Below are 24688 nucleotides of genomic sequence, written 5' to 3'. Positions count from 1 at the left end.
AGGCTCAGCGCCGTGCTTGTCGCCTTGCCGCCCCCACCCCGTCGCTGCGCGACGCCCCTCCCCCGAGGGGGAGGGAGAAGACTGTGCTGCGCCTGCCGACTACGCGCGCGCCGTCTCGAACACCCGGAAGCGCCCGGCCGGCGACGGCCACAAAGCGGGGGCGCGACGGCTTTCGTCCAGCCAGGCGGGCCAGTCGACCGGGTCGACGACGGCGGGCTGGCGGTCGTGGGTGGCGACGATGTCGGGACCGGCGTCGACGGTCAGCAGGCTGAAGCGCTGGCCCTCCGGGGTCGTCTTCCACAGGGCGGCGAAGGTGACGAAGCCCGCCTCCACTGGGGCGATCGTCCATTTGGTCTTCGGGTATTTTGTGCCGGTGTATTCGTAGAACCAGCTGGCCGGCACCAGGGCGCGACCGCTGGTGAAGCTGCGGCCCTCGCTGCGCATGTTGATCAGCAGCGGCCGTTTCGGCGCGGTCGGCGGCAGGCCCCAGCGGATCGTGGTCAGGGCGGCTTCGCCGGAGACGCTGCCCCGGATCAGCAGAGCCGGATCGGTCGGACGGACCGAGTCCGTCGGCTCGGCATTGGGCAGGCCGTCCGGAAACAGCATGGGCACGCCGGCCTCGGCGAAGGTGGCGATCAGCGTCGCAGGCGACACCTTCATCGCATAGTTGTTGCACATCTCAGGAGGCTCCTTCGGAGCGCGCTACCGCTCGGCTCGCGGAGCCTCGCTGCTTGAGCGCAGGATTGTAAGTGCTATCGCTGGGACCACGGTTCCTCGCTGCTTGATCCGGACCGGGTTCCTTTTGGCAACCCTCTTGCAAATCGCCTGACGCAGCGTCACCTTCAAGCCATGGGAAGAACAGCAGATTATTCGCGCCAGAGCTGCTCGATCGCGGCGACGCTAGAGGTCATCGGCGATCCGTGGACCCTGCTGGTCATCCGCGACGCCTTCCAAGGCGTGAGGCGGTTCGAGCAGTGGCAGGATCGGCTCGGCGTCGCGCGCAACGTCCTGGCCGCCCGACTGAAGACCCTGGTCCAGCATGGCGTGCTGCAGCCGCAGCTCTATTCCGAGCGCCCCCCGCGCAATGAATACGTGCTGACGGCCAAGGGGCGGGATCTGTCCGACGTTCTGGTCGCCCTGTACGGATGGGGATCCAAACACGTGTACGACAAGGAAGTCGCCGGGTTCGACATGATCCACGAGACCTGCGGCCACTCGCTGGAGCCGCGCATCGCCTGCGGCTGCTGCGGCGAGATCGTCAATCGCCGCGACATCAAGCTGACCCGCACCGAGAACTGCCCGACGGTGGGCGAGGTCATGCCGAAGACGGCGGCGTCGGAAGAGGCCGCCTAACTTCTGAACGCACTGGCGTGGCGGGTGATCAGGGGGACGACGATGTCCTCCTCGTCGTCCAGATGCCGCGTGAGCTGAGGGCCGGCGGCGTCGATGGCATCGGCCAGGCGGGCGGCGGTGTCGCCAGCGGTCGGGGCCTTGGCGGTAATCCCCTGATGGAAGGTCAGCCCCGCCTGGAACAGGGACTCCAGATGGCCGTGGATGGCGTCGTGGTCGCGGTCGAGCAGATCGATGCCGGCCCCGATGCGCGGCTCGACCCGCCGCATGGTCGGGAAATAGTGGTGGGTCTCGATATTGTGGTGGCCATCCAGATGCTGGAGGAAGCCCTGCAGGGTCGGCATCAGCTGGCGGTGCAGGTCGGGCAGGGCCAGGGCGCCGGTGCGCCACTGGCCGGTCAGGGTCTGCATCTGGGCCGTCTCGCGCCGAAAGCCGGCGTGCATCTGCAGCCAGAAGCGGGCCATGGCGGCGATGTCGTTGCCGTGCCAGCGATCGCGCGGCAGGTCAGCCAGCAGGTAGCGATAGGGTTCGGGCAGGCCCTGCCGCGTGGCGAGGGCGTCAGACAAGCGCGACCGCCGTCGTCGAGGCGATGAAGCCGCCCCCCAGCAGCCGATCCGGATCGGCGGGGTCGTACAGGGCGCAGGCCTGGCCGGGGGCCACGCCCTCTTCGCCCGTTTCGAACACGACCGAGACGATGCCGTCCATCAGCGACAGGTGGGCCGGGGAGGGCGGACGGGTCGACCGGACCCGGGCCAGGACGGGCGTCCCGGCCTCGGCCGCGGCTTCGATCGCGGCCTCGTCGCCCAGCCAGTTGGTCTCGTCCAGCGTCAGGGATGCCGTCAGCAGGGCCTCGCGCGGGCCGACGATCACGCGGCGGGCCTCGGGATCCAGTTTGGTGACGAACAGGGGCTCGCCCACGGCGACGTTCAGCCCCCGGCGCTGGCCGATGGTGTAGTCGGTAATGCCGGCGTGCCGGCCCAGCACCCGGCCGTCCATGTGCACGATCTCGCCGGCCTCCCGGCCCTGGGGGCGAAGGCGGTCGATCAGGGTGCGATAGTCGCCGGAGGGGACGAAACAGATGTCCTGGCTGTCCGGCTTGGCGGCGATGCGCAGGCCCAGTGCGGCGGCGACCCCGCGCACGGCGGGCTTCTCCAGACCGGCGAGGGGGAAGCGCAGATAGTCGAGCTGATCGCGGGTGGTGGCGAACAGGAAATAGGACTGGTCGCGCGAGGGGTCGATGGCCTTGCGCATCTGGACTTGCCCGTCCGTGCTCACGGACCGGCCGACATAGTGGCCGGTGGCCATGGCGGCGGCCCCCAGGTCGCGGGCCACGTCCAACAGGTCGCGGAACTTGACCGTCTGGTTGCACCGGATGCAGGGGACCGGCGTCTGGCCCTTCAGATAGGAGTCGGCGAACTGGTCGATGACGGCGTCGCGGAAGCGGCTCTCGTAGTCGAGGACGTAGTGGGGAATGCCCAGCATCTCAGCGGCCAGACGGGCGTCGTGGATGTCCTGACCGGCGCAGCAGGCCCCCTTCTTCTTCAGGGCCGCGCCGTGATCGTAGAGCTGCAGCGTCACCCCGACGACGTCATAGCCCGCTTTGTGCAGCAGGGCCGCGACGACGGTGGAGTCCACGCCGCCGGACATGGCCGCCACGACCCGCGATCCGACCGGCAGCCCGACCGCCGCCCGCGCCGAGGCGATCGCCGCCTCCATGTCGGGAGCGGCGATGTCGGGCAGGGCGCAGACGGGCTCGGCCAGGACGGCCGTGTGGAGGGTCATGGCGCGCATATAGAGCGGATGGGGGACGAATTCGAGGCCACCCCCAAACGACAACGGCCGCCCCCTGTCGCCAGGGAGCGGCCGCCGTCGTGGTCTCGGGGGAGAAAGGTTAGGAGCGGTAGTTCTGGATCCGCGTGGTGCGCAGGCCCTGCATGCCCCACTTGTCGATCGCCTTCTGCCAGGCGAGGAACTCCTCGGCCGTCAGGCGGTACTGGGTCAGGGCATCGTCCAGGCTCAGCAGGCCACCGCGCACGGCGGCGACCACCTCGGCCTTGCGCCGGATGACCCAGCGGTCGGTGTTCGCGGGCGGCAGGTCCCGAATCGTCAGGGGCGTGCCCGTCGGACCGACGACGTACTGCTCGCCTTCTTTGTTGACGCGCCGTTCTTGCAACATGGGCTTGTGCCTCATTCACCACCACCAATTGATGATGACTGTAGCGAGACGCGGCTAAGGGCCGGTTTAGCGTCGTGGTGAAGGAATGGATAATATCCGTTTTTCACCAAACGCCGGTTTGAGCCAGATTTTTGATTAACGTTCATTCAGTATATCGGTCTGTTGCTTCCAGATCAGCGTTTGATGCTGATCAGTTCGGCCAGCATCTCGTCGGCCGTCGTGATGATCTTGGAAGAGGCGGAATAGGCCCGTTGCGTGGTGATCAGGCCGGTGAATTCGGCGGACAGATCGACCGTCGACGCCTCGAGCTGAGAAGCCCCGATCATGCCCGATCCGCCCGCGCCCGGGGTCTTCAGGTTGTAGGTGCCGGAGCTCTGGCTGACCCGATAGGCGTTGCCGCTGGTGGGGGTCAGGCTGTCGGCGCTGGTGAAGGTGGCCAGGGCGACCTGGGCGATCCGGCGGGTCACGCCGTTGTCGAAGATGGCGGTGACGAAGCCTTCCTCGTCGATCTCGATGTTCGACAGGTTGCCGAAGGCGGTGCCGTTCGTCACGACCGCCTGGACGATCGAGTCTGAGTCATATTGAGTCAGCCCGCCCGCCGAAGCGGTCAGGTCGAACGACAGCGTCTGGTCGTCGATCCCCAGCGAGGTCTTCCATTTCGGCACGGTCGCCGTGCCCGCCGGCGCTTCGGATGAGGCCAGGGTCAGCGACGCCGTGGAGGGGTCGGCGAACAGCATCGAGCCCGGAACGGCCACGGCCCGCGCCTTCATGGCGTCGATGTCGAGGCGACCGTCCTGGGTAAACAGGACGAGGCCGGATTTCAGGATGCCATTGGGCGGGGTGGTGCCGTTGTCGACGTCGCTGGCCGGGATCACGTGGACCTCGGCCTGCCATTCGTTCGGGTTGGCGGTCTTGAGGAAGGAATAGGCCACGGTGCGCTGGCCGCCCTTGGAGTCCGAGACCGGGATGGTGATCTGGAAGTCGGGCTTGAAGCCGGTGCCGGTCGTGGCGTTGTAGGTCGACATCGACTTGGTGGCGGTCGAATAGGTGGCGATGTCGGCCGAGACCGCCTGGCTGGATTTCAGGTTGGCGTTCAGCTGCGCCCGGGTGGTCGCCTCGGCCGTGCCGCCGACGGAGCCGACGTTGATCGAGGTCAGTTTGTTCAGGTCCGACGGATCGGTCGGGATGTCGCCCTCGGCATTGACGGGCCAGCCCTGCAGATAGAGGCCGGCCGTGTTCTTCAGATAGCCGAAATTATCGACCCGGAAGGCCCCGGCGCGGGTGAACAGGCGGGCGTCGCCGGCGTCCAGGCCCTCGGCCTTTTCGGTCGTGACGAAGAAGCCCTGGCCGGCGATGCCCAGGTCGGTCGAGGTGGTCGTGCGCTGAAGCTGACCGCCCTGCGAGATGTAGTTGCGGGTGTTGGCCAGGACGCCGCCGGCCGAATAGCCCGCGCCCTGGCTCTGGGCGTTGACCACGGTCGAGAACTCGGCGGCGGTGCGCTTGTAGCCGACGGTGTTCACGTTCGCGATGTTCTGCGAGATCGCGGCCAGGGCGGCGGAGTTGGCGGTCAGGCCGGACACGCCGGCCAGAAGGGCAGAGTTGATGCTCACGACGTGGGCTCCTTACAGAAGGCGAAAAGGGGGAGGGTCAGGGCGGTCATGTCGAAGGGTGATCCTTCACGCCGATGACCGAGGACAGCGGCACGAGGGCCGCGCCGACGGACAGGTAGGGGACGCCATTGGCCAGTTCGACGCCGCTCACCGTGCCGCGCGTCAGGACCTGGGCCTCGATGGTGTTGATGCCGGCCTTGGCGGCGATCTGCAGGGAATAGACCCCGCCGTCGGGCAGCTGGCCGCCGGCGGTTGTCTTGCCGTCCCAGACGAAGTCGTGGGTGCCGGTCTTCCGGTCCGGGGCGGGGCCGGTCCAGACCGTCTTGCCCTGGCCGTCGACGATCTTGAGCGTCGCCTCGGAGGCCGAGGCCCCCAGTTCGTAGCTCCAGTTGGCCTTGCCGCCTTCCAGCTTGGTGGCCGACCACACCGCGGTGGCGTCCTTGCCGATATAGTTGGCCGCTCCGCCCAAGCCGCCGCCCTGCTGGGCCGCCAGCAGGCTGGTCAGCAGGTCGTTGGTCAGCAGCTGCTGCTCGACCCCCGACATCTGGGTCAGCTGCTGGGTGAACTGGTTGGAGTCCAACGGCGACAGCGGATCCTGGTTCTTCAGCTGCGAGGTGAGCAGCGACAGGAAGGTCTCGAAATTCGAGGTCAGGCTGGTCCGGGCCGCCGTGGTGCGGCTCGCCGCCTCGGTGGTGGTGGTGATGGCGTCGACCATGGGTCAGACCTTCAAATCGACGCGCTCGGGCGTCAGGGTGAGCGAAATCCAGTGGGGTGGGTTCAGCGCGATGTCCGCATCACGCGTCAGGCGGGACGCGGCCCCGAAGGCGCGGGCGGACTGGCGGTCGGATCCCCGGTCGAAGGCCCCGCCGTGGCCCGCCGACGGCTCGCGTTGGTCGAAGGACAGGGCGTCGTCGGCGACCGTGAAGCCCGCATCCGTCAGTTGACGACGCAGCTCCTCGACCCGACCCTTCAGGTCGGCGGCCGCCAGGGGATTGTCGAAGGCCAGACGCGCCGACAACTGGCCGTCGGCGTCGATGTCCAGGCTGACGTCGACCCGACCCAGGTCGTCCGGCGTCAGGGCCATCTCGAACCGGGTCGAACGCCCCTCCAGCTTCCGGACGATCTGGGCGGCGATCTGGGCGGTGGCGTCCAGCGCCGTGTGAGACAGGGTGGACAACCCGGTCGCGGCGGCGGCCGACGGCGCTCCGCCGGGCGCGGCGGCCGTGGGGGCCGTTGGCGACGGCTGGGCCGGCGCTGCGGCGCTGTCGAGTGGCGCGGGGACCGGGGCAGGCGTGTCCGTCGCGGGCTTGCCGACCGCCGGACCGGCCGAGGCCGGGTCGGCGACCGATGGCGTCGCGGTGAGGGACGGCGCGGCGTCCGCGGCCGGGCCTGCAGGGTCCGCATCGATCGGCAAGGCCGCGTTGCCCGCGCTGCGCGCGCCGACGGGCGAGGCCGCGGCCATCGGCGCGGGCGCCGATCCCGACAGCAGTGGCAGGGGCGTCTGGGCGGCTGCGGGCACATCGCCGGGTGTGGGCGTATCTACGGTCGGGTCGGGCTCGGACGCGGCCGACGGCACCGGCGTGGCTTCGGCCTTCGCGGCGGAGAGGGGCGGCGGTGCGACCGGGGCGGCAGACGGCGCCGGGATCATCGCTGAGGGCGGCGTCACGGCGGGCCGAGCGGAGGCCACGGCCGAACCGGTGGCCGGGGGCGCGTCCCCGAGCGCTTCCTGAGGGGCGGCGGGGACAGCGTCCGGACCGACGTCTTCGGGGGACTCGCCGTCCGGCACGGATGCGATCACGGGCGGCTGAAACAGGGGCAGCGGTGGGGCGGCCGGGGTCGTGTCGGCGGATGCGGCCGCATCGTCGGTCGTGGCCGGCTCTGCCTCACCCGCCTGGGCTGCGCTTTCGGCGCGGGGCGGGGCCTTGTCGGAGGTGACGGAAGGCGACGCCCCGGGCTGGGTCGTTTCCATCACGTCCGCGAAGGACGTCGGTTGCTCGGCGCGCGGCGTCGCCGGACGCCGGGGCGCGGCGGTCGGGGCCGTCGGGGGCACGATAACCGGGGCGGAGGCGGTGGGGGACATGCGGATCGCAGGCGTTTCGACTTGAGGACCAACGGCGCCTGCTGCGCCAAACATTCGAAAGCCTCGTCGCAAGCCCCGGGCCAACCGCACCGCTCGCTCTTAACGATCTGATCCTAATGGAGATTCTATGCCCGATCAGGCGAGGCGCGCGGCGCGCCATCCGTCGTTTCTTGCCGTGTCACGGTCGCTTTTTGCCCGGTGCCCAGTGGCCGGGTCGCGACTGGCCCGGCCCTTGCGGACCTTCATCCCCATGACCGATGCGTCGCGTGCCAATTTCAACGAATTCAGGGTCTTGCTCTGCGGCCTCAGGCGCAGGGCTGGGCAAGTCGCGCCCGGGCCTGGGCAGGCCTTGCCGAGTGGAGGGTTAATTTCATGAGTCTCAACTCCATCCTGAACATCGCCAACTCGGGGCTGCAGACGGCGCAGCAGCAGCTGCGCGTGGTCTCGGACAACGTCTCGAACGTCAACACGCCCGGCTATATCCGCAAGGTCGCGGAGCAGACCTCGCTGACGACGCAGGGCGTCGGGTCGGGCGTCGAGGTTTCGCGTATCCGCCTGGCCACCGACCGGTTCCTGCAGGCGGCCTCGCTGAATGCCGGGGCCGAAGCCGCGCGCCAGGGCGTCCGCTATGAGCTCTATGATCGGATCCAGTCGCTGTTCGGCGATCCGGGCGGGGATACCGGTTTCTTCTCGCAGATCGACGGGGTCTTCTCCGCCTTCGCCGCCTCGGCCGAGACCCCGACCTCCGGCCCCTCGCGCCAGGATGCCCTGTTCAAGGCCCAGGCCGTGTTCGATGAGGCGACGCGGATTTCCGGACAGATCCAGGCCGTGCGTCAGGATGCCGACGGACGGATTCAGACGGCGGTGGAGACGACCAACAGCCTGCTGCAGCAGATCGAGGCGCTGAACGTCGACATCTCCCGGGCCACGGTGATGAACGGCGACGCCTCCGGGGCCCAGACCCAGCAGGCGCGCCTGATCGACCAGCTGTCCGGGTTGCTGGACATCCAGGTGACCCAGCGTTCGGTCGGCGGCGTGTCGATCCGCACCGGGGAGGGGATCCAGCTGGCCGGCAACGGCGCCGCGACGCTGGACTATCGCCGCGCCGGCACGGTCAATGCCGAGACCAGTTTCAACAATATCTATGTCACCGAACGGGGTGGCACGCCGCGCGCCCTGGCCGACGGTCTGAAGTCGGGCGAGATCAAGGGGCTGCTGGAACTGCGCGACAACGAGGCCCCGGCCACGGCCGAGCGTCTGGCCGAACTGGTCACCCATGTCGCCGACGAGCTCAACCGCGCGCACAACGCCAACGCCGCGGTGCCGGCCCCGACCACGCTGACCGGTCGCAATGTCGGCCAGTCGCTGGAGACCGCCATCGCGGGCTTCACCGGCAAGACCACCGTCGCGGTGGTCAATCCGTCCACCGGCGTGATCGCCGGTCGGGCCGACATCGTCTTTTCCGGCTCGACGATGACCATCAACGGCGCGGCGTCGACGCCGACGAACTTCCTGGCCGACCTGAACACGGCCTTGGGCGGTACGGCGACGGCCAGCTTCGCGAACGGAAGTCTGAAGATCACGGCGGCGGGCGCGAATGGCGTCGCCATCGGAGACGACCCGACGTCCCCCAGTGGCAAGGCCGGGCGCGGCTTCTCCCATTATTTCGGGATGAACGACCTGGTCTCCAGCGAACGACCCGCGCTCTACGACATCGGGTTGACGCCCGGCTCGCAGCTGGGGTTCACGCCAGGCGAGACGCTGAAGTTCCGCTTCACCTCGGAGACGGGTTCGCGCCTGCGCGACATCCAGGTCGCGGTTCCGCCCGGCGGCACGCTCCAGGACCTGATGACGGCCCTCAACAGCACGACGAGCGGCGTCGGAGGCTATGGCAGCTTCACGCGGGACACGGTGTCGGGCGAGCTGACCTTCACGGGCATCGGCGATCCTCCGGCGAAGTTGAGCGTGCTGGAAGACACCACGACCCAGGTGCCGTCCGGCATCTCGGTGACCGAGCTGTTGGGCATCGGGGGCGGGGTGCGGGCGTCGCGCGGGGACGGGTTCAAGATCCGCACCGACATCCAGCAGAACACGTCCAGGCTGGCCCTGGCGCAGCTGAACGTCTCGGCCGCGGCCGGAGCCCCCGCCCTGAGCGCCGGTGACGGACGCGGGGCCCTGCGGCTGGCCGATGCCGGTCAGGTCGCGGTGAAGTTCTCGGCTGCCGGCACCAGCCCGGGCGGCACCCTGACGGTGTCGCGCTATGCCTCGGAACTGTCCGGCGAGATCGGCGGCACGGCGGCGGCGGCCAAGACGCGGCAGGCCAGCGCCCAGGCCCTGGCCACCGAGGCCGACGCCCGTCAATCGAACTACGAGGGCGTCAATCTGGACGAGGAACTGGTGCTGATGACCACCTATCAGCAGGCCTTCAACGCCTCCGCCCGTCTGATCCAGGCGGCGCAGGACATGTACGACACGCTTCTGGGGATGATCCGATGAGCCGCGTTTCAACGACCGGGAACTATCAGTCCGCCCTACTGAACCTGATGACGGCGCAGCAGCAGCAGGCCGACGCCTCCAAACGCGTGGCGACCCAGAAGAATGCGACCGACCTGACCGGTTTCGGTCGCGGGTCCGAAACCCTGACGGCCCTGAAGGCTGCGGCCAGTCGCGTGCAGGGCTTTCGCGACACCGGCGAGGCCGTCGCCGCGCGGCTCGAGACCCAGGACCTGGCCCTGACGCAGATCTCGGACGGCATCGGTGGCGCGCGCCAGGCCATCGCCGATGCCCTGGCTTCCGACACGACGCTTTCCCTGATGCTGGACCTGGGCAGCCACCTGCAGTCCATCGCCGGCGGACTGAATATGCAGCACCAGGGCGGCTACCTGTTCGGTGGGGCGAACTCGACGGAAATGCCCGCCCCGGTCAACACGATGAAGGCCCTGGGTGCCCTGGTCCTCCCCGACACGGTCAAAACCAGCTTCACCAACGACGGCATCAAACAGGTGTCCCGGGTGGATGAGAACACCTCGATCGAGACCGGTCATCTGGCCAGCGATTTCCTCTTCGCCGACCCGACCGCCGCGGATGGCACGGGGCAGAGCCACGTCTTCCAGATCTTCAGGGAGATCCAGAACTTCAATGACGACCCGGCCACCGGGCCGTTCGACAAGAAGCTGACCGCCGCGCAGAAGACTTTCCTGACCGGACAGCTCGAAAAACTGGACAAGGCCCGTGTGGTGGCGGTGGAAGCCACCGCGCGCAACGGCGCCCTGCAGAAGCGGATCGAACAGATCGGCGACAGCCAGGAGAGCCAGCAGATCTCGCTGGACGGGATGGTGGCCAAGCGGACCGATGCCGACATGGCTCAGGCGCTGACCGACCTGGAACAGTCCCAGATCGCCATCCAGGCCAGCGCCCAGGTCATCAGCCAGCTGCGGGACGTCAGCCTGCTGAATTATCTGAGGTAGGCCTGCGACCCATCGCCTCTCGACGGCGTTGCCAAACAAGAACATAATGGCAACATATGGCTCAGCTCGATCTTAAGAAGAAACTGTCGGTTCTGGCCGATGCCGCCAAATACGATGCGTCCTGCGCCTCGTCGGGGACGTCGAAGCGCGACTCCAAGGACGGCAAGGGGATCGGTTCGACCGAGGGCATGGGGATCTGCCACGCCTATACGCCCGACGGTCGGTGCGTGTCGCTGCTGAAGATCCTGCTGACCAATTTCTGCATCTACGACTGCGTCTACTGCATCAACCGGGCGTCCTCGAACGTGCAGCGGGCGCGGTTCAGCGTGGACGAGGTGGTCGAGCTGACGCTGAACTTCTATCGCCGCAACTATATCGAGGGCCTGTTTCTGTCGTCGGGCATCATCCGCTCGGGCGACTACACCATGGAGCAGATGGTGCTGGTGGCGAAAAAGCTGCGCGAGGAGCAGGGCTTCCGCGGCTACATCCACCTGAAGCTGATCCCCGAAGCGGATCCGAAACTGGTCGAACAGGCCGGTCTCTATGCCGACCGGCTGTCGGCCAATGTCGAACTACCGCGCGACGAGGCCATGAGCCGGCTGGCTCCGCAAAAGGACGTCGGCGTCATCAAGAAGGCCATGGCCGACGTGCGCCGCTCGGTGGAGGCGGCCAAACCGCAGAAGAACGACCGCGCCAAGCCGCCGAAATTCGCCCCCGCCGGCCAGTCGACCCAGTTGATCATCGGGGCGGACGGGGCGCCCGACACGGAGATCATCGACCGATCGGCCTCGCTGTACGGCGGTTACGGTCTGCGCCGGGTCTATTATTCGGCCTTCTCGCCCATTCCTGATTCCAGCGCCGCCCTGCCGCTGTCGAAACCGCCCCTGATGCGCGAGCACCGGCTTTATCAGGCCGACTGGCTGATGCGGTTCTACGGCTTCACCCCGCCCGAGATCGGCGAGGCCACCACCGGCGGCATGCTGGACCTCGCCATTGATCCGAAGCTGGCCTGGGCCCTGAACCGGCGCGAGCGGTTTCCGGTCAACGTCAACACCGCGCCGCGCGAGGATCTGCTGCGCGTGCCGGGGCTGGGGGTGAAGTCCGTCAACAAGATGATTTCCATCCGCCGCTACCGGACCCTGAGGCTGGAGGACGTGGCGCGGCTGTGCCGGGGCATCGACAAGGTCCGCCCCTTCATCACCGCTTTGGACTGGACGCCCGGGGGCTTGACCGATGCGGTCGACCTGCGCGCGCGCCTGGTCCCGGAACCGAAGGCGGTGCAACTGAGCTTGTTCTGAGATGGCGACGGCAGAACTGGCTTCAGAGACGGATTTCGACGGCTGGCGCACCGCGGCGCGCGCGTTCCGGCTGGCGGGGGTGGAGCCGGCGGCGGCGCGGTTCGTGGTGGCGGGCGGGGAGGGGACGGGGTCGCTGTTCGACGACGCGCCGGTCGCGCCCACCGGTGGTCAGGAGGTCGCCTTCACCGTGCCCAAGGCCTTCGTCGACGTGGCGCGCGAGGTCATCCTGCATCGCTCGGCCGACCGGTTCGATTTGCTGTACCGGCTGCTGTGGCGGCTGAGGGACGAGCCGGATCTGATGAAGGTCACCTCGGACGCCGATGTCGCCGACGCCCTGGAGCGGGCCAAGAACGTCAGTCGCGCCTCGCACAAGATGAAGGCCTTCGTTCGCTTCCGCCTCGTCGAGGACGCCGAGGGCGAGACCTATGTCGCCTGGTTCGAGCCGGCCCATCGTGTCCTGGAGAAGACCTCCGGCTTCTTCATGCGGCGCTTCGCCAGCATGCGCTGGTCGATCCTGACGCCGGAGGGTTCGGCCTTCTGGGACGGCGACAGCCTGACCTTCGGGCCTGGAGCCCGGGCCGAGGACGCGCCGCAGGACGACGAGATCGAGGCGTTCTGGAAGACCTATTACGCCTCGACCTTCAACCCGGCGCGGCTGAAGACCCAGACCATGCAGGGCGAGATGCCCAAACGCTACTGGAAGAACCTGCCGGAGGCGGCGCTGATCCCCGAGCTGATCGCGGCCTCGCGCGAGCGGACCGAGGGCATGGTCGAACGCGCCCCGACGCGGCCGAATGCCCGGCTGACCGCCGCCATCGCGCCGGACGCGCGCGAGAGCGGTCTGGACGATGCGCGGATCGTCTCCAACCTGGAGGAGCTCAGGCCCGCCATCCAGGGCTGCCGTCGCTGCCCCCTGTGGCGCGACGCGACCCAGGGCGTCTGCGGTCAGGGTCCGGTGGCGGCGAAGCTGATGATCGTCGGGGAGCAGCCGGGCGATCAGGAGGATCTGGCGGGTCTGCCCTTCGTCGGTCCGGCCGGACAGGTGCTGGACGCCGCGCTGGAAGAGGCGGGCATCGACCGGTCCGACGTCTACGTCACCAATGCGGTCAAGCATTTCAAGCATGAGCCCAGCGGCAAGCGCCGGCTGCACAAGACCCCGAATGCGGGCGAGGTCACGGCCTGCCGCTGGTGGCTGGATCAGGAGCGGGCGATCGTGCGGCCGGCCCTGACTCTGGCCCTCGGCGCGACGGCGGCCTTCGCCGTGCTGAACCAGAAGGTGGCGGTGATGAAGACGCGTGGGGAACCTTTGCCGTTGCCGGACGGTTCTCGCGCCATGGTCACTGTCCACCCCTCCTATCTGCTGCGTCTGCCCGATGAAGAGGCGCGGGTGCGGGAGCGGGCCGCCTTCGTGCGGGATCTGGTGCAGATTCGGGCCCTGCTCTGATCGCATGACAGGCACCGAACCCGAACGCGGGTCGATCCAGCTGTGTCTGCCTGCAAACCGGGCATGGGCGATTCAGCCGCGCTCGGCTATGGAGAAGCCATGAGCACGGCTGATTTCCAGATCGAGGATGCGCGCGGTGGCGGGTCTGTCCTGCGCCTGACCGGCGACTGGACCACCATGTCGCTGGGCCGGACCGCCGCGCGCCTTTCGGACGGGCTGGCCGGCCAGACCATCAAGACGATGGACCTGAGCCAGCTGGGCCGTTTCGACACCGCCGGGGCCCTGGCCCTGGTGCAGGCCGAGCACCTGACCCTGCCTGAAGATGCCTGGAGCTCTCGGCCGGAGGCCGGGCGCATCTACGCCATGGTCGAGACGCTGGAGCGCGAATCGGCCCCGCCGCCTAAGCAGCAGGCGTCCATGACTCGCATCTTCGCGCGCATGGGGCATGGCGTCCACGACGCCGCCGCCGAGGCCCTGCTGTCGATGGCCTTCCTGGGGCGGTTGATGGCGGCGACGGGCAATGCCGTGCGCCACCCGGGCGCGATCCGCTGGCCCGCCTGGGTCAGCCAGGCGGAACGGTCCGGCCTGGACGCCATGCCGATCATCGCCGTGACCAACTTCTTCATCGGGGCCGTGATCGCCTTCCTCGGCGCGGACCTGCTGACCCAGTTCGGGGCCGGGGTGTTCGCCGTCGACCTGATCGGGGTGGCGGTTCTGCGCGAGCTGGCGGTTCTGATCACCGCCATCCTGCTGGCCGGGCGGTCAGCCTCGTCCTTCGCGGCCGAGGTCGGATCGATGCGGATGAATCAGGAGGTGGATGCCATGCAGGTCATGGGGGTCGATCCCTTCCAGGCCCTGGTGATCCCTCGCCTTGCGGCCATGCTGGTCATGCTGCCGCTGCTGACCTTCGTCGGCATGATCGCAGGGCTGTTCGGCGGGTTGATCGTGACCTGGAGCCAACTGGCGCTCGGCCCCGCCTTCTTCCTGCAGCGCATGGTCGATACGCCCGACATGTTCACCCACATGCTGGTCGGCCTGTCCAAGGCACCGGTCTTCGCCATCGTCATCGCCGCCATCGGCTGCCGGCAGGGCCTGGCCGTGTCCGGCGACGTCGAGAGCCTGGGTCGGCGCGTGACGGCCGCCGTGGTTCAGGCCATCTTCGCCATCATCTTCCTGGATGCGGTCTTCGCCCTGGTCTACCTGCAGCTCGACCTATGACCGATCAGCCCCCCATCGCCCCCGCCAACGACGCGGCCACCCCGCCCGAGACCCTGATCGAGGTGCGCGGTCTGCGCAGCCAGTTCGGCGACCAGGTGATCCACGACAATCTGGATCTCGACGTCGTGCGGGGCGAGGTCCTGGGCGTGGTCGGCGGCTCCGGCACCGGCAAGACCGTGCTGCTGAACTCGATCATCGGGCTGAAGGAGCCCGAGGGCGGCAGCATCCGTATCTTCGGCCACGACACCGGCGACCTGTCGTCCGAAGACAGCGCCGACATCGAGCGGCGGACCGGGGTTCTGTTCCAGCAGGGGGCCCTGTTCAGCTCGCTGAGCGTGCTGCAGAACGTGGCCTCGCCGATGGTGGAACATACGAAGCTCCCCCGGGACACCATCCGCGAACTGGCCGAGATGAAGATCGCCATGGTCGGATTGAAGCCCGAAAGCCATCACCAGAAGCCGGCCGAGCTGTCGGGCGGCATGCGCAAGCGGGTCGGCCTGGCTCGCGCCCTGTCGCTGGATCCGGAGCTGCTGTTCCTGGACGAGCCGACGGCGGGTCTGGACCCGATCGGGGCCGCGGCCTTCGACGAGCTGATCCGCAGGCTGTCGGACGATCTGGGTCTGACCGTCTTCATGATCACCCACGACCTCGATAGTCTGTATGCCATCTGCGACAAGGTCGCGGTGCTGGCGGACAAGCATGTGGTCGAGAAGGCCACGGTTCAGGAGTTGGAGAAATCCGACCACCCGTGGATCAAGGAATATTTCCTGGGGCCGCGCGGTCGCGCGGCCACCAAGGCCGCCTAGGACGAGAACGATGGAACGAGACGCACATTACGCCGCCGTGGGCATCGCCACCGTCGCCCTGCTGGCGGCGCTGGCGATCTTCGCCATCTGGCTGGCCCGGTTGCAGTTCAACGACAGCTACGACCTGTACGACATCGTCTTCACCGGTCCGGTGAACGGGGTGTCCGAAGGCGGCGAGGTGCATTTTAACGGCATCCGGGTGGGTGAGGTCACCGACCTGAACCTGGACCCGACCCAGGGCGACCAGGTCATCGCCCGCGTGCGGCTGGACGCGACGACGCCGGTGCGCGTCACCAGCCGCGCCCAGCTGGAGCCGCAGGGCATCACCGGGCTGAACTTCGTCCAGATCACCGCCGGCACCGAGGGCAGCCCGCTGCTGAAGACCCAGTACGCCGACGACGTGGTGCCGGTGATCCAGAGCCAGGCCTCGCCCTTCGCCGAACTGCTGAGCGGCTCGGGCACCGTGCTGGCCCAGGCCGTGGACGCCCTGAACCGCGTCAACCGCGTCCTGTCCGACGACAACATCCGCAGCTTCTCGACCACGCTGAAGAACGTCGAATCCCTGTCCAACGAGCTGGAAGCCCGCAAAGGCATGTTCCAGCAACTGGAGGAGGCCCTGGCCCAGGCCAACGCCGCCGTGGCCGAGTATCAGGCCCTGGGGGCCGATGCCCGTCGCCTGATCAACACCGACGGGGCCGAGGCCGTGGCCAGCATCAATGCGGCGGCGGGCGACGCGCGCACCGCCATCGCCACAATCAACCGCACCGCGACGGGGCTGGAAGGCCCGGTCGGCGAACTGGCCACCTCGGGCATCCCGCAGATGCTGGAGGCCGTCCAGAACCTGCAGGAGGCGACCGCCTCGCTGCAGGGCCTCGTCGACGACGTGCGGGCCAGCCCGCGTGACTTTATCGGACGGGCACCGTCCCAGGAACTGGAGGTCCAGCCGTGATCCGTTCGATCCTCGCCACGGCGGCCGCCGCCGTCGCCCTCTCGGGCTGTGCCCTGCTGTCGTCGCCGGACCCGGTGCAGCTGTATCGCTTCGGCGACGCCGGTGCCCCAACCAACACCGCCGTCGCGGCGGAGCCGGTGCAGGTCAAGCTGCGCGCCGTCACCTTCCCTCAGGCGTCGCGGGGCGACCGGCTGCTGGGCGTCACCGGATCCGAAGCCGCCTATATCGCCGGCGCGCGCTGGGTTTCGCCGGCCGAGCAGCTTTATGACGCCAGCCTGGAGGCGGCCTTCTCGGCCCAGGCCCAGGGGATCCGCCTGATCGGCCGACGCGAGCTGACGCCGACGACGCGGCTGCTGGACATCGACATCAACCGGTTCGAGACCCGCTATGCGGCCGCCGGTGCCATTCCCGAGGTCGTCGTGACCGCCCGCGCGCGTCTGCTGCGATCGCCCGAGCGGACGGTCGTCGCCGAACGGACGTTCGAGGTCATCCAGCCGGCCAGCGAGAACCGCGTCGCGACCATCGTCGAGGCGTATGAGATCGCCACCCGCGATCTGAACACCCAGATCGTGGCCTGGACCGAGGCCAACGCCGCCGGCGGCTGATCGAGCCGTCTCCGATCAGGCGACGGCCTGCGCCTGGGCCTCGACCGCGGTCTCGTCGGTCGCCAGCGGATCGATGGTCAGCGGGGCCAGCCCCCGTTTGCGCAGCCGGTTGATCGGACCGTCCAGCCGGGCCAGGGCCTCCGTCGCTGCGGCATGGCCCGCGGCGACCACCGGGTCGTAGATCTTCCAGTCGCGGATGTCCGACCCCTCGGGCACCGGCAGGATCAGCAGGTCGGTCTCGGTGCGCGAGGTCTCCATCTCGGCATCGGTGGTGATGGTCGCCGACCGCATCAGGATCGAGACGATCGGCGGCCCCTTCTTCCAGGCCCCCGACGCGATCCAGCGCCACCAAGACGGCGGGTTCTCCAGCGTCCCGGGGTCGACGCCGCGCATCTGGGACATGTCGACGCCGATCACTGGCCCGGCGTTGAACTGGCGCATGACATCGGTGGGGAAGTTCTTGATCACCGCGCCATCGACTAGCACCTGGCCGTCGATGACCACCGGCGGCATGACGCCGGGGATGGAGATCGAGGCCCGCATGGCGCGGCGCAGCAGGCCCCGGCGGTGGACCTCGATCCGACCGCTGGTCAGGTTCGACGACACGGCGAAGAAGGGCAGGGGCATGTCGGCGATGTCGATGTCGCCATAGGCCTCCTCCAGCAGGCGCGCGACCTTGCGGGCCCGGGTCATGGCGATCATCGGAAAGGCCAGGTCGGACAGGGGGTCGGAGCGCACGAAGGCGCGTCGGATGCGGGCGTCCAGCTCGTCGTCCGACCAGTTCAGCGCCGGACCGGCGGCGATCACCGCCCCCATCGACGATCCGCCCAGGAAGTCGAAGCGGACCCCGGCCTCGCGCAGCGCCCGCACCGCGCCGATATGGGCATAGGCGCGCGCCCCGCCGCCGGACAGGACCAGGCCGACCGCCGTGCCCGTGATGATCCGGGCGATCCGCGCGGCGTCCGCGGCGTCGCTCTCCATGGCGTGGAACCAGCGGCCGGGATTGATCGCGTCCAGCCAGACGGCGGTGTTGGCGGGCCGCGACATGCGGGGATCGCGCAGCAGGATCAGGTCGGTGAACGGCTGCAGCCCATGGGCGGTCAGGCTGAGAACGGTGGCCGGCGGCATCATCAGGGCGTCGCCGACGACGAACAGCCGGTCGACCTGGCGCGCGCACAGGCTGGCCCAGGACGGCTCGTCCCGCTCGGCGACATAAAGGACGAAGTCGTGGGTGTCCTCCATCCGCGAAAACCATTCGGAGACCGAGCTCAGGGCCGACTGGTCGATGACCTGGCAGGTGAAGCCCTGGGCCTGGACCGCGGCCGCGACCCGCTCGACGAAGGCGCGGACGGGCCGGTTGCGCACCGAGACGAAGCCGAACACCGTGGGCTCGGTCACGCCGGGCGCGTGCTCGCGGGCGCGGTGCAGCATCAGCCGCGACAGCTCGATCATCACCTCGGGCTGGGTGCGAACGGCGTCGAAAAAGACCTCGGCCGGCAGGGCCAGGATCTCGGAATCGCGCAGGGCGACGACGCTGGAGGTGTGGGGCGTGCCCGCGATCAGGGCCATCTCGCCGACCGGCTCACCCGGCTTGACCACCCCCAGGAACTGGGGGGCCTGGTCGGGCTCCTGTCGAAACACGCCCAGCCGGCCGGACCGCACCAGATACAGGCTGTCGGGCGCATCCCCGGCCGCGAATAATTGCTCGCCGCCCGTGAGGGCGAACCAGCTGGCCTTGGTGTTCTGATCCTGGAACACGCGCGCCAGGGCGGCTTCCAGACTGTCGGTGCGGGGATGGCGCATCAGGAGCGGTCCGGGTCGGGGTTACGCCCCCGGGCGCACCACCATGCAGGTGACGTTGCGGGCGGACAGGGCCTCACACGCGCTTTCCGCCGAGGCCTGGGTCATGTTGACGAAGCGCGAGCGGTGCCAGCCGGCGGCGTCGACGACGGTGCGCTCGCTGGAGGCGAACTGGGCGCGGAAACGGCGCTGGACCTCGGTCAGCCAGTTGCGCGCGACCGTGGCGTCGCGGAAGGCCCCGACCTGGACGGCCCAGCGATCCCGGGCGGCGGGCGCGGCCGCGCGGGCCGGGCTGGCGTTCGAGGGGGCCGGGCGGTTCAGGGTGGAGGCGGCGGCGGGGCTGCCGCTGTTCAGGCTGGCGGTCAGATTGCCGCGCGACGGGCTCGCCTCCGCCCGCTGTACCGGGGCTTGACGCGCGGGCGGCGTCGGCGCGGGCGCGGGGGCCTGCGGACGCGCGGCCGAGGGACGGGGCGTCGGCGCGGCGGCGGTCTGATAGGGGACGGCATCGCCGGACGACGCCGCAGGGGTCGGCGCGGACCGGGACACCAGCGCGGCCGTGGCGGTGTAGGGTGTGCCGGTGGTCGCGGCCGCGGTGGCGGTCGCCGGAGCCGACTGGCCGTTCAGGGAGGCATAGGCGACCGCGGTCTCGCCCTCGGCCCCACCCTCGGAGCCGCCCAGGCCGAAGCCACGGTCCTCGAAAAAGGTCTGGGCCACCTGGATCCGCTCTCCGGCGGCGCGACGGCGCTCGACCTCGAACCCGGTGTCCATCAGGGCGGCGACGTGGGCGTTGCGCGAGACGCTGGAGCGGCCGCCGAGCACGATGGTGATCACCCGTTTGCCGTTTCGCACGGCCGAGGCCGCCAGATTGTAGCCCGAGGCGTTGGTGAAGCCGGTCTTGATGCCGTCATAGCCGTTGCCGCCCAGCAGCAGGCCGTTGGTGTTGCGGTATTCCCGGCCCTGGTAGTTCCAGTCGTGGATGCCGAAATAGCTGTAGTACTGCGGGTAGTCGCGCATGATGGCGCGCGACAGGATCGCCAGGTCGCGCGCCGAGGTCAGCTGGCGGCTGTCGGGCAGGCCGTTGGGGTTGACGTAGCGGGTCTGGGTCATGCCCAGCTCTCCGGCCTTCAGCGTCGAAAGCGCGGCGAAGCCCGCCTGGGATCCGCCGATGTGCTCGGCCAGGACCATGGCCATGTCGTTGGCCGACCGCACGGTGGTGGCCCGCATGGCGTCGTCCAGGCGGATGGTCTGGCCGGCGGCCAGGCCCAGTTTCGACGGAGGCTGGGAGGCGGCGAGCGGGGAGACGGTGATCACGTCGTCCAGCTTGACCTGTCCCTTCTCGAGCGCCTCAAACACCAGGTACAGGGTCATCATCTTGGTGACCGAGGCCGGGTAGCGACGGCTGTCGGCGTGGCGCGCGAACAGGACCTCGCCCGAGCCCGCGTCGACGACGATGGCGGCATAGCGGCTGTTGTCGCCCGACTGGGCCTGGACCCGCGTCGTCGCCAGGGGCACGGCCAGCCCGGCCAGCACCAAGAGGGTCAGGGCAAGGGCCAGCAGGCGCTGCGGCAAGGACAGACGGAGACGCATCATCGGCAAATCAAGCCTCATCCTTGTGTCGCGATCACGGCCCCCGGCGCGGCGCAGTTCGGATTCTAACATGATCGCGGCAGGTTTCACGGTGGTTAACCAGAGATCAACGCAGATTTGAATTGCCGAACGACGTGATCCCTGCCCGTACGCCTATGTTGCAGTGCACCAAATGCCCTTGACCGTCCTTCGCACTTGCACCATATCTGCCCTGTCGCCCGGACCCTCCCGGGACGAGAAACATTCTCGCGGGCCAACCGCGATCATCAGGTTCAGGAGACTTCACATGGCTGACAGCGCCGAGACCATCAAGAAGACCGTCGAAACCGCCGCCGCGACCGCGGTCAACATGGCCAAGACCCAGGGCGAGCACGCCAAGGTCCAGACCGAGCAGTTCAAGGCCCAGGCCGAGACCCTGCAGGCCACCAGCACCAAGGCCCTGCGCGACACGATGGAAAAGACCACCGCCTCGATGGCCGAGCTCTCGGCCCAGTCCAAGTCCAACCTCGAAGCGATGACCGCCTCGGCCACCGCCGCCCAGAAGGGCGTCGAGGCCCTGTCGGCCCAGGCGCTGTCCTACTCCAAGTCCAGCTGGGAAAACGGCGTCGCCGCCGCGCAAACCATCGCCCAGGCGCGTTCGATCCAGGAGCTGATCGAGCTGCAGACCAACTACGCCAAGTCGGCGATGGAGACCTACCTCTCGGAAGTCACCAAGATGACCGAGACCCTGACCGGCTCGGTCAAGGACAGCTTCAAGCCGATCAACGAGCGCGTCACCGCGACCGTCGAGACCTTCCAGGCCGCCCGCTAAGCCTGAAACGTCCGTTGCGTATCGAAGGGGCCCCGGCGGAAACGTCGGGGCCCTTTTGCGTTTGGATCCTCCCTCCCCCGCAGGGCCAGGGAGGGGACAATGCGTCGCTGCCTACCAGCAAGTGACTGGACGTCCCTTCAAATCAGGCCATCATCACCTATCTCAGCTCTCGAACACGCCAACCGGAACGTCCATGCCGTCAAGAAGGCCAGGTGAAGAGAACGGGGGTGGCCAGGGTGCCGCCACCATCACCGAAACAAAGCCCAAGCTTCAGAAGCCCTCGCTCTATCGGGTGCTGATCCTGAACGACGACTACACACCGATGGAGTTCGTCGTCTACGTGCTGGAGCGGTTCTTTCAGAAGAGCCGCGAGGACGCGACCCGCATCATGCTGCATGTGCACCAGCATGGCGTCGGGGTCTGCGGCGTCTTCACCTACGAAGTGGCCGAAACCAAGGTCGCCCAGGTGGTCGAGACGGCGCGCCGTCACCAGCACCCGCTACAGTGCACTATGGAAAAAGACTGAGAGGATCTCCCCTATGCCCTCGTTTTCCCGTCCTCTCGAAGAGACCCTGCATCGCGCGGTCTCCTACGCCAACGAACGCCGCCACGAGTATGCGACGCTCGAACACCTGCTGCTGGCCCTCGTCGATGACGCCGACGCCTCGGCGGTGATGAAGGCCTGCAACGTCGAACTGGTCGCGCTGAAGACCGCCCTGACGCTGTATGTCGACACCGACCTGGCCGCCCTCGCCACCTCCGACGGCGAGGACGCTAAGCCGACCGCCGGCTTCCAGCGCGTGATCCAGCGCGCGGTCATCCACGTCCAGTCCTCGGGCCGCGAAGAGGTGTCCGGCGCCAATGTGCTGGTGGCCATCTTCAGCGAGCGCGAGAGCCACGCCGCCTATTTCCTGCAGGAGCAGGACATGACCCGCTACGACGCGGTCAACTACATCGCCCACGGCATCGCCAAGAAGGCGGGGCAGGGCGAGCAGCGTCCGGCCAAGGCCACCGGCCCCGGCCCGTCGCCGGAGGAGTCCGAGGACGCCGCCGCCGTCAAGTCGGGCGGGGAGGCGCTGGAGGCCTATTGCGTCGACCTCAACGAGAAGTCGAAGAACGGCAAGATCGACCCGCTGATCGGCCGTCAGGCCGAGGTGGATCGCTCGATCCAGATCCTGTGCCGTCGGACCAAGAACAACCCGCTGCTGGTGGGCGAACCCGGCGTCGGCAAGACCGCGATCGCGGAAGGTCTGGCCCGCAAGATCGTCAATGGCGAGGTGCCGGACGTGCTGAAGGGCGCGACCATCTACAGCCTCGACATGGGCGCGCTGCTGGCCGGGACCCGCTACCGCGGTGACTTCGAGGAGCGGCTCAAACAGGTCGTCAAGGAGCTCGAGAACCACGAGGACGCGATCCTGTTCATCGACGAGATCCACACGGTGATCGGGGCGGGCGCGACATCGGGCGGGGCGATGGATGCCTCCAACCTGCTGAAGCCCGCCCTGGCCTCCGGCTCGCTGCGCTGCATGGGCTCCACGACCTACAAGGAGTACCGCCAGCATTTCGAGAAGGACCGGGCCCTGGTCCGGCGCTTCCAGAAGATCGACGTCAACGAGCCGACGGTCGAGGACACGGTCAAGATCCTGAAGGGGCTCAAGACCGCCTACGAAGGTCACCACAAGCTGCGCTACACCGACGGGGCGATCCGTTCGGCCGTGGAGCTGTCGGCCCGCTACATGACCGACCGCAAACTGCCGGACAAGGCGATCGACGTGATCGACGAGGCGGGGGCGTCGCAGATGCTGCTGCCCGAGAACAAGCGCAAGAAGGTCATCGGCCAGAAGGAGGTCGAGGCCGTCATCGCCAAGATGGCCCGCATCCCGCCGAAGTCGGTCTCCAAGACCGACACCGAGGGTCTGCGCGAGCTGCAGAAGGATCTGAACCGGGCCGTCTTCGGCCAGGACGCGGCGATCGAACAGGTGGCCTCGGCCATGAAGCTGGCCCGCGCCGGCCTGCGGGATCCGTCGAAGCCCATCGGCTCCTTCCTGTTCGCCGGCCCCACCGGCGTGGGCAAGACCGAGGTGGCCAAGCAACTGGCCTCCACCCTGGGCATCGAGATGCTGCGCTTCGACATGTCCGAGTACATGGAGCGGCACACGGTCAGCCGTCTGATCGGGGCCCCTCCCGGCTATGTCGGCCATGACCAGGGCGGCCTGCTGACCGACGCCGTCGATCAGCATCCGCACGCCGTGGTCCTGCTGGACGAGATCGAGAAGGCCCACCCCGACGTCTACAACATCCTGCTCCAGGTGATGGACAACGGGATGCTGACCGACGCGATCGGCAAGAAGGTCGATTTCCGCAACGTGGTCCTGATCATGACCACCAATGCGGGCGCGGCCGACAACGCCCGGGCCTCGATCGGCTTCGGCCGCGGCAAGGTCGAGGGCGAGGACGAGAAGGCCATCCAGCGCCTGTTCGCGCCGGAGTTCCGCAACCGTCTGGACGCGGTGGTCAGCTTCAAGCCGCTGGCGGCCGAGACCATCCGCCTGGTGGTGACCAAGTTCGTGCTGCAGCTGGAAGCCCAGCTGGCGGACCGCAACATCACCATCGAGCTGAGCGACGACGCGGCCGACTGGCTGGCCAAGAACGGCTTCGACGAACTGTACGGCGCGCGCCCCCTGGGCCGGGTCATCCAGGAGAACATCAAGAAGCCGCTCGCCGACGACATCCTGTTCGGACGTCTGACGCGCGGCGGGCACGTCAAGGTGGCCCTGGTCGACGGCAAGATCGCCTTCGACATCACCCCGACGACGGCCGCCCCGGTCAAGGAAACGGTGGACGGGGTGGCGGTTTAGGCACCGCCGTCTCCTCCCCGTCGCCGCAGGCGATGGGGAGGTGGCAGCGAGCCCTTCGCGAGCTGACGGAGGGGCTCTTCAAGCGCGCAAAGGTCGGTGGGGCGTCAAGAACCCCTCCACCCCCCGCCAAGCGGCGGGCGGTCCCCCTCCCCATCGCTACGCGACGGGGAGGAGACGAAACAAAAAAGGCCCGGGATCGCTCCCGGGCCTTTCGTTCATCTGAGGTCGAAACCTAGTAGCGGCGACGGCCCGAGCCGGCGATCAGGAAGGCGATGCCGGCCAGGATGCCGGTGGTCACCAGCGGCTTGCGGCGGGCGAAGTCCAGGCCCGTGTCGATCGGCTGGCGCAGGTCGGCCGGAGCGCGTTCCGACAGGGTTTCCAGCTTGTCGATGGCGCGGCCATAGGCGTCGAGCGCCTTGCCCTTCACTTCACCGAACTTGCCTTCGAGCTGCAGCTTGGTGTCGCCGGTCAGGTTGCCGAGGCCGGACTTGATCTTGCCGCCGGCGCCTTCGGCGGCGCCTTCGATGCGTTGGTCGGTCATGATGGAAATTCCTTATGCTCTGAGGGCCGGGGAGGCTGCCGTGATAGTGCACGGCCAAGGCTACGGTTCCGTCAAGGCAGGAGTGCGA

General features: G+C 68.4%; 22 protein-coding genes. 12 read left to right on the top strand and 10 right to left on the bottom strand.

The window, feature by feature from the left end; genetic code table 11:
- Nucleotides 1–99: 99 nt before the first annotated feature.
- Nucleotides 100–678 (bottom strand): SOS response-associated peptidase, encoded by a 579-nt coding sequence (locus BZG35_RS12880; protein ID WP_077356018.1) that lies wholly within the window; start codon nt 676–678, stop codon nt 100–102.
- Between the two features lie 171 nt (nt 679–849).
- Between BZG35_RS12880 and BZG35_RS12875 the strand changes: the two genes are divergently transcribed.
- Entirely contained in the window at nt 850–1353 is a 504-nt protein-coding gene (locus BZG35_RS12875; RefSeq protein ID WP_077356017.1) for a helix-turn-helix domain-containing protein, read from the top strand.
- Here BZG35_RS12875 and BZG35_RS12870 read toward each other — a convergent pair.
- From BZG35_RS12870 to BZG35_RS18260, 6 genes are all read right to left on the bottom strand, one after another.
- Nucleotides 1350–1916 (bottom strand): hemerythrin domain-containing protein, encoded by a 567-nt coding sequence (locus BZG35_RS12870; RefSeq protein WP_077356016.1) that lies wholly within the window; start codon nt 1914–1916, stop codon nt 1350–1352. The two genes, BZG35_RS12875 and BZG35_RS12870, sit on opposite strands and share 4 nt — an antisense overlap.
- The gene (gene mnmA, locus BZG35_RS12865) at nt 1909–3141 is read right to left on the bottom strand and encodes a tRNA 2-thiouridine(34) synthase MnmA (protein ID WP_077356015.1); all 1233 of its coding nucleotides are present in this window, start codon (nt 3139–3141) and stop codon (nt 1909–1911) included. Before mnmA ends, BZG35_RS12870 begins: the two co-directional genes overlap by 8 nt.
- A 100-nt stretch (nt 3142–3241) precedes the next feature.
- Nucleotides 3242–3526 carry a DUF1153 domain-containing protein gene (locus BZG35_RS12860; protein WP_077356014.1) on the bottom strand — a complete coding sequence of 95 codons (285 nt, stop codon included), beginning with the start codon at nt 3524–3526 and terminating at the stop codon, nt 3242–3244.
- A 173-nt stretch (nt 3527–3699) separates the two neighbouring features.
- Nucleotides 3700–5136 carry a flagellar hook protein FlgE gene (locus BZG35_RS12855; RefSeq protein ID WP_077356013.1) on the bottom strand — a complete coding sequence of 479 codons (1437 nt, stop codon included), beginning with the start codon at nt 5134–5136 and terminating at the stop codon, nt 3700–3702.
- 46 nt (nt 5137–5182) lie between these two features.
- Nucleotides 5183–5851, bottom strand: a complete 669-nt coding sequence (locus tag BZG35_RS12850; protein WP_077356012.1) for a flagellar hook assembly protein FlgD — start codon at nt 5849–5851, stop codon at nt 5183–5185.
- 3 nt (nt 5852–5854) lie between these two features.
- Nucleotides 5855–7216: a flagellar hook-length control protein FliK gene (locus tag BZG35_RS18260; protein WP_253189166.1), complete on the bottom strand. Its 1362-nt coding sequence runs from the start codon at nt 7214–7216 to the stop codon at nt 5855–5857.
- A 372-nt stretch (nt 7217–7588) separates the two neighbouring features.
- Here BZG35_RS18260 and flgK point away from each other — a divergent pair, with 372 nt between their 5' ends.
- The 8 genes from flgK to BZG35_RS12805 all read left to right on the top strand — a co-directional run bounded on the left by flgK (nt 7589) and on the right by BZG35_RS12805 (nt 17003).
- Complete coding sequence (gene flgK / locus BZG35_RS12840) at nt 7589–9712, top strand: flagellar hook-associated protein FlgK (RefSeq protein ID WP_077356011.1); 2124 nt, start codon at nt 7589–7591, stop codon at nt 9710–9712.
- Complete coding sequence (locus BZG35_RS12835) at nt 9709–10683, top strand: flagellin (RefSeq protein ID WP_077356010.1); 975 nt, start codon at nt 9709–9711, stop codon at nt 10681–10683. Before flgK ends, BZG35_RS12835 begins: the two co-directional genes overlap by 4 nt.
- A gap of 56 nt (nt 10684–10739) precedes the next feature.
- Nucleotides 10740–11981 (top strand): putative DNA modification/repair radical SAM protein, encoded by a 1242-nt coding sequence (locus BZG35_RS12830; protein WP_077356009.1) that lies wholly within the window; start codon nt 10740–10742, stop codon nt 11979–11981.
- A gap of 1 nt (nt 11982) precedes the next feature.
- On the top strand, nt 11983–13425 hold the full coding sequence (locus BZG35_RS12825) for a UdgX family uracil-DNA binding protein (RefSeq protein WP_077356008.1): 1443 nt from the start codon (nt 11983–11985) through the stop codon (nt 13423–13425).
- 99 nt (nt 13426–13524) lie between these two features.
- On the top strand, nt 13525–14643 hold the full coding sequence (locus BZG35_RS12820) for an ABC transporter permease (protein WP_077358120.1): 1119 nt from the start codon (nt 13525–13527) through the stop codon (nt 14641–14643).
- Nucleotides 14640–15449 (top strand): ABC transporter ATP-binding protein, encoded by an 810-nt coding sequence (locus BZG35_RS12815; protein WP_077356007.1) that lies wholly within the window; start codon nt 14640–14642, stop codon nt 15447–15449. The genes BZG35_RS12820 and BZG35_RS12815 overlap by 4 nt, the downstream gene beginning before the upstream one ends.
- A gap of 10 nt (nt 15450–15459) precedes the next feature.
- Nucleotides 15460–16398, top strand: coding sequence for an MlaD family protein (locus BZG35_RS12810; protein ID WP_077356006.1), 939 nt, complete (start codon nt 15460–15462; stop codon nt 16396–16398).
- Nucleotides 16395–17003: an ABC-type transport auxiliary lipoprotein family protein gene (locus tag BZG35_RS12805; protein WP_077356005.1), complete on the top strand. Its 609-nt coding sequence runs from the start codon at nt 16395–16397 to the stop codon at nt 17001–17003. The genes BZG35_RS12810 and BZG35_RS12805 overlap by 4 nt, the downstream gene beginning before the upstream one ends.
- Before the next feature lie 15 nt (nt 17004–17018).
- Here BZG35_RS12805 and BZG35_RS12800 read toward each other — a convergent pair whose 3' ends face one another.
- The gene (locus tag BZG35_RS12800) at nt 17019–18806 is read right to left on the bottom strand and encodes a patatin-like phospholipase family protein (protein WP_077356004.1); all 1788 of its coding nucleotides are present in this window, start codon (nt 18804–18806) and stop codon (nt 17019–17021) included.
- Nucleotides 18807–18827: 21 nt separating this feature from the next.
- Nucleotides 18828–20393: a D-alanyl-D-alanine carboxypeptidase family protein gene (locus BZG35_RS12795; RefSeq protein WP_253189165.1), complete on the bottom strand. Its 1566-nt coding sequence runs from the start codon at nt 20391–20393 to the stop codon at nt 18828–18830.
- A gap of 283 nt (nt 20394–20676) precedes the next feature.
- Here BZG35_RS12795 and BZG35_RS12790 point away from each other — a divergent pair, with 283 nt between their 5' ends.
- From BZG35_RS12790 to clpA, 3 genes are all read left to right on the top strand, one after another.
- Nucleotides 20677–21201, top strand: coding sequence for a phasin family protein (locus tag BZG35_RS12790; protein WP_077356003.1), 525 nt, complete (start codon nt 20677–20679; stop codon nt 21199–21201).
- A 193-nt stretch (nt 21202–21394) separates the two neighbouring features.
- Nucleotides 21395–21727 carry an ATP-dependent Clp protease adapter ClpS gene (clpS, locus tag BZG35_RS12785; RefSeq protein WP_077356002.1) on the top strand — a complete coding sequence of 111 codons (333 nt, stop codon included), beginning with the start codon at nt 21395–21397 and terminating at the stop codon, nt 21725–21727.
- Between the two features lie 13 nt (nt 21728–21740).
- The gene (gene clpA, locus BZG35_RS12780) at nt 21741–24059 is read left to right on the top strand and encodes an ATP-dependent Clp protease ATP-binding subunit ClpA (RefSeq protein WP_077356001.1); all 2319 of its coding nucleotides are present in this window, start codon (nt 21741–21743) and stop codon (nt 24057–24059) included.
- Nucleotides 24060–24291: 232 nt separating this feature from the next.
- On the opposite strand, the gene BZG35_RS12775 is transcribed toward clpA, so the two are convergent.
- Nucleotides 24292–24600, bottom strand: a complete 309-nt coding sequence (locus tag BZG35_RS12775) for a CsbD family protein (RefSeq protein ID WP_077356000.1) — start codon at nt 24598–24600, stop codon at nt 24292–24294.
- Nucleotides 24601–24688 lie beyond the last annotated feature (88 nt).

The sequence above is a fragment of the Brevundimonas sp. LM2 genome, from assembly GCF_002002865.1.
GTDB lineage: Bacteria > Pseudomonadota > Alphaproteobacteria > Caulobacterales > Caulobacteraceae > Brevundimonas.
This window is presented reverse-complemented; position numbering and strand designations above follow the sequence as displayed.

Bases quoted from the DNA above. Each gene is read 5' to 3' on its own strand.
- BZG35_RS12795 (WP_253189165.1), bottom strand. From the start codon at position 20,393: ATGATGCGTCTCCGTCTGTCCTTGCCGCAGCGCCTGCTGGCCCTTGCC.
- BZG35_RS12825 (WP_077356008.1), top strand. From the start codon at position 11,983: ATGGCGACGGCAGAACTGGCTTCAGAGACGGATTTCGACGGCTGGCGC.
- BZG35_RS12830 (WP_077356009.1), top strand. From the start codon at position 10,740: ATGGCTCAGCTCGATCTTAAGAAGAAACTGTCGGTTCTGGCCGATGCC.
- BZG35_RS12860 (WP_077356014.1), bottom strand. From the start codon at position 3,526: ATGTTGCAAGAACGGCGCGTCAACAAAGAAGGCGAGCAGTACGTCGTC.
- BZG35_RS12800 (WP_077356004.1), bottom strand. From the start codon at position 18,806: ATGCGCCATCCCCGCACCGACAGTCTGGAAGCCGCCCTGGCGCGCGTG.
- clpS (WP_077356002.1), top strand. From the start codon at position 21,395: ATGCCGTCAAGAAGGCCAGGTGAAGAGAACGGGGGTGGCCAGGGTGCC.
- flgK (WP_077356011.1), top strand. From the start codon at position 7,589: ATGAGTCTCAACTCCATCCTGAACATCGCCAACTCGGGGCTGCAGACG.
- BZG35_RS12850 (WP_077356012.1), bottom strand. From the start codon at position 5,851: ATGGTCGACGCCATCACCACCACCACCGAGGCGGCGAGCCGCACCACG.
- BZG35_RS12815 (WP_077356007.1), top strand. From the start codon at position 14,640: ATGACCGATCAGCCCCCCATCGCCCCCGCCAACGACGCGGCCACCCCG.
- BZG35_RS12790 (WP_077356003.1), top strand. From the start codon at position 20,677: ATGGCTGACAGCGCCGAGACCATCAAGAAGACCGTCGAAACCGCCGCC.
- BZG35_RS18260 (WP_253189166.1), bottom strand. From the start codon at position 7,216: ATGTCCCCCACCGCCTCCGCCCCGGTTATCGTGCCCCCGACGGCCCCG.
- mnmA (WP_077356015.1), bottom strand. From the start codon at position 3,141: ATGCGCGCCATGACCCTCCACACGGCCGTCCTGGCCGAGCCCGTCTGC.
- BZG35_RS12875 (WP_077356017.1), top strand. From the start codon at position 850: ATGGGAAGAACAGCAGATTATTCGCGCCAGAGCTGCTCGATCGCGGCG.
- BZG35_RS12880 (WP_077356018.1), bottom strand. From the start codon at position 678: ATGTGCAACAACTATGCGATGAAGGTGTCGCCTGCGACGCTGATCGCC.
- BZG35_RS12820 (WP_077358120.1), top strand. From the start codon at position 13,525: ATGAGCACGGCTGATTTCCAGATCGAGGATGCGCGCGGTGGCGGGTCT.
- clpA (WP_077356001.1), top strand. From the start codon at position 21,741: ATGCCCTCGTTTTCCCGTCCTCTCGAAGAGACCCTGCATCGCGCGGTC.
- BZG35_RS12835 (WP_077356010.1), top strand. From the start codon at position 9,709: ATGAGCCGCGTTTCAACGACCGGGAACTATCAGTCCGCCCTACTGAAC.
- BZG35_RS12775 (WP_077356000.1), bottom strand. From the start codon at position 24,600: ATGACCGACCAACGCATCGAAGGCGCCGCCGAAGGCGCCGGCGGCAAG.
- BZG35_RS12810 (WP_077356006.1), top strand. From the start codon at position 15,460: ATGGAACGAGACGCACATTACGCCGCCGTGGGCATCGCCACCGTCGCC.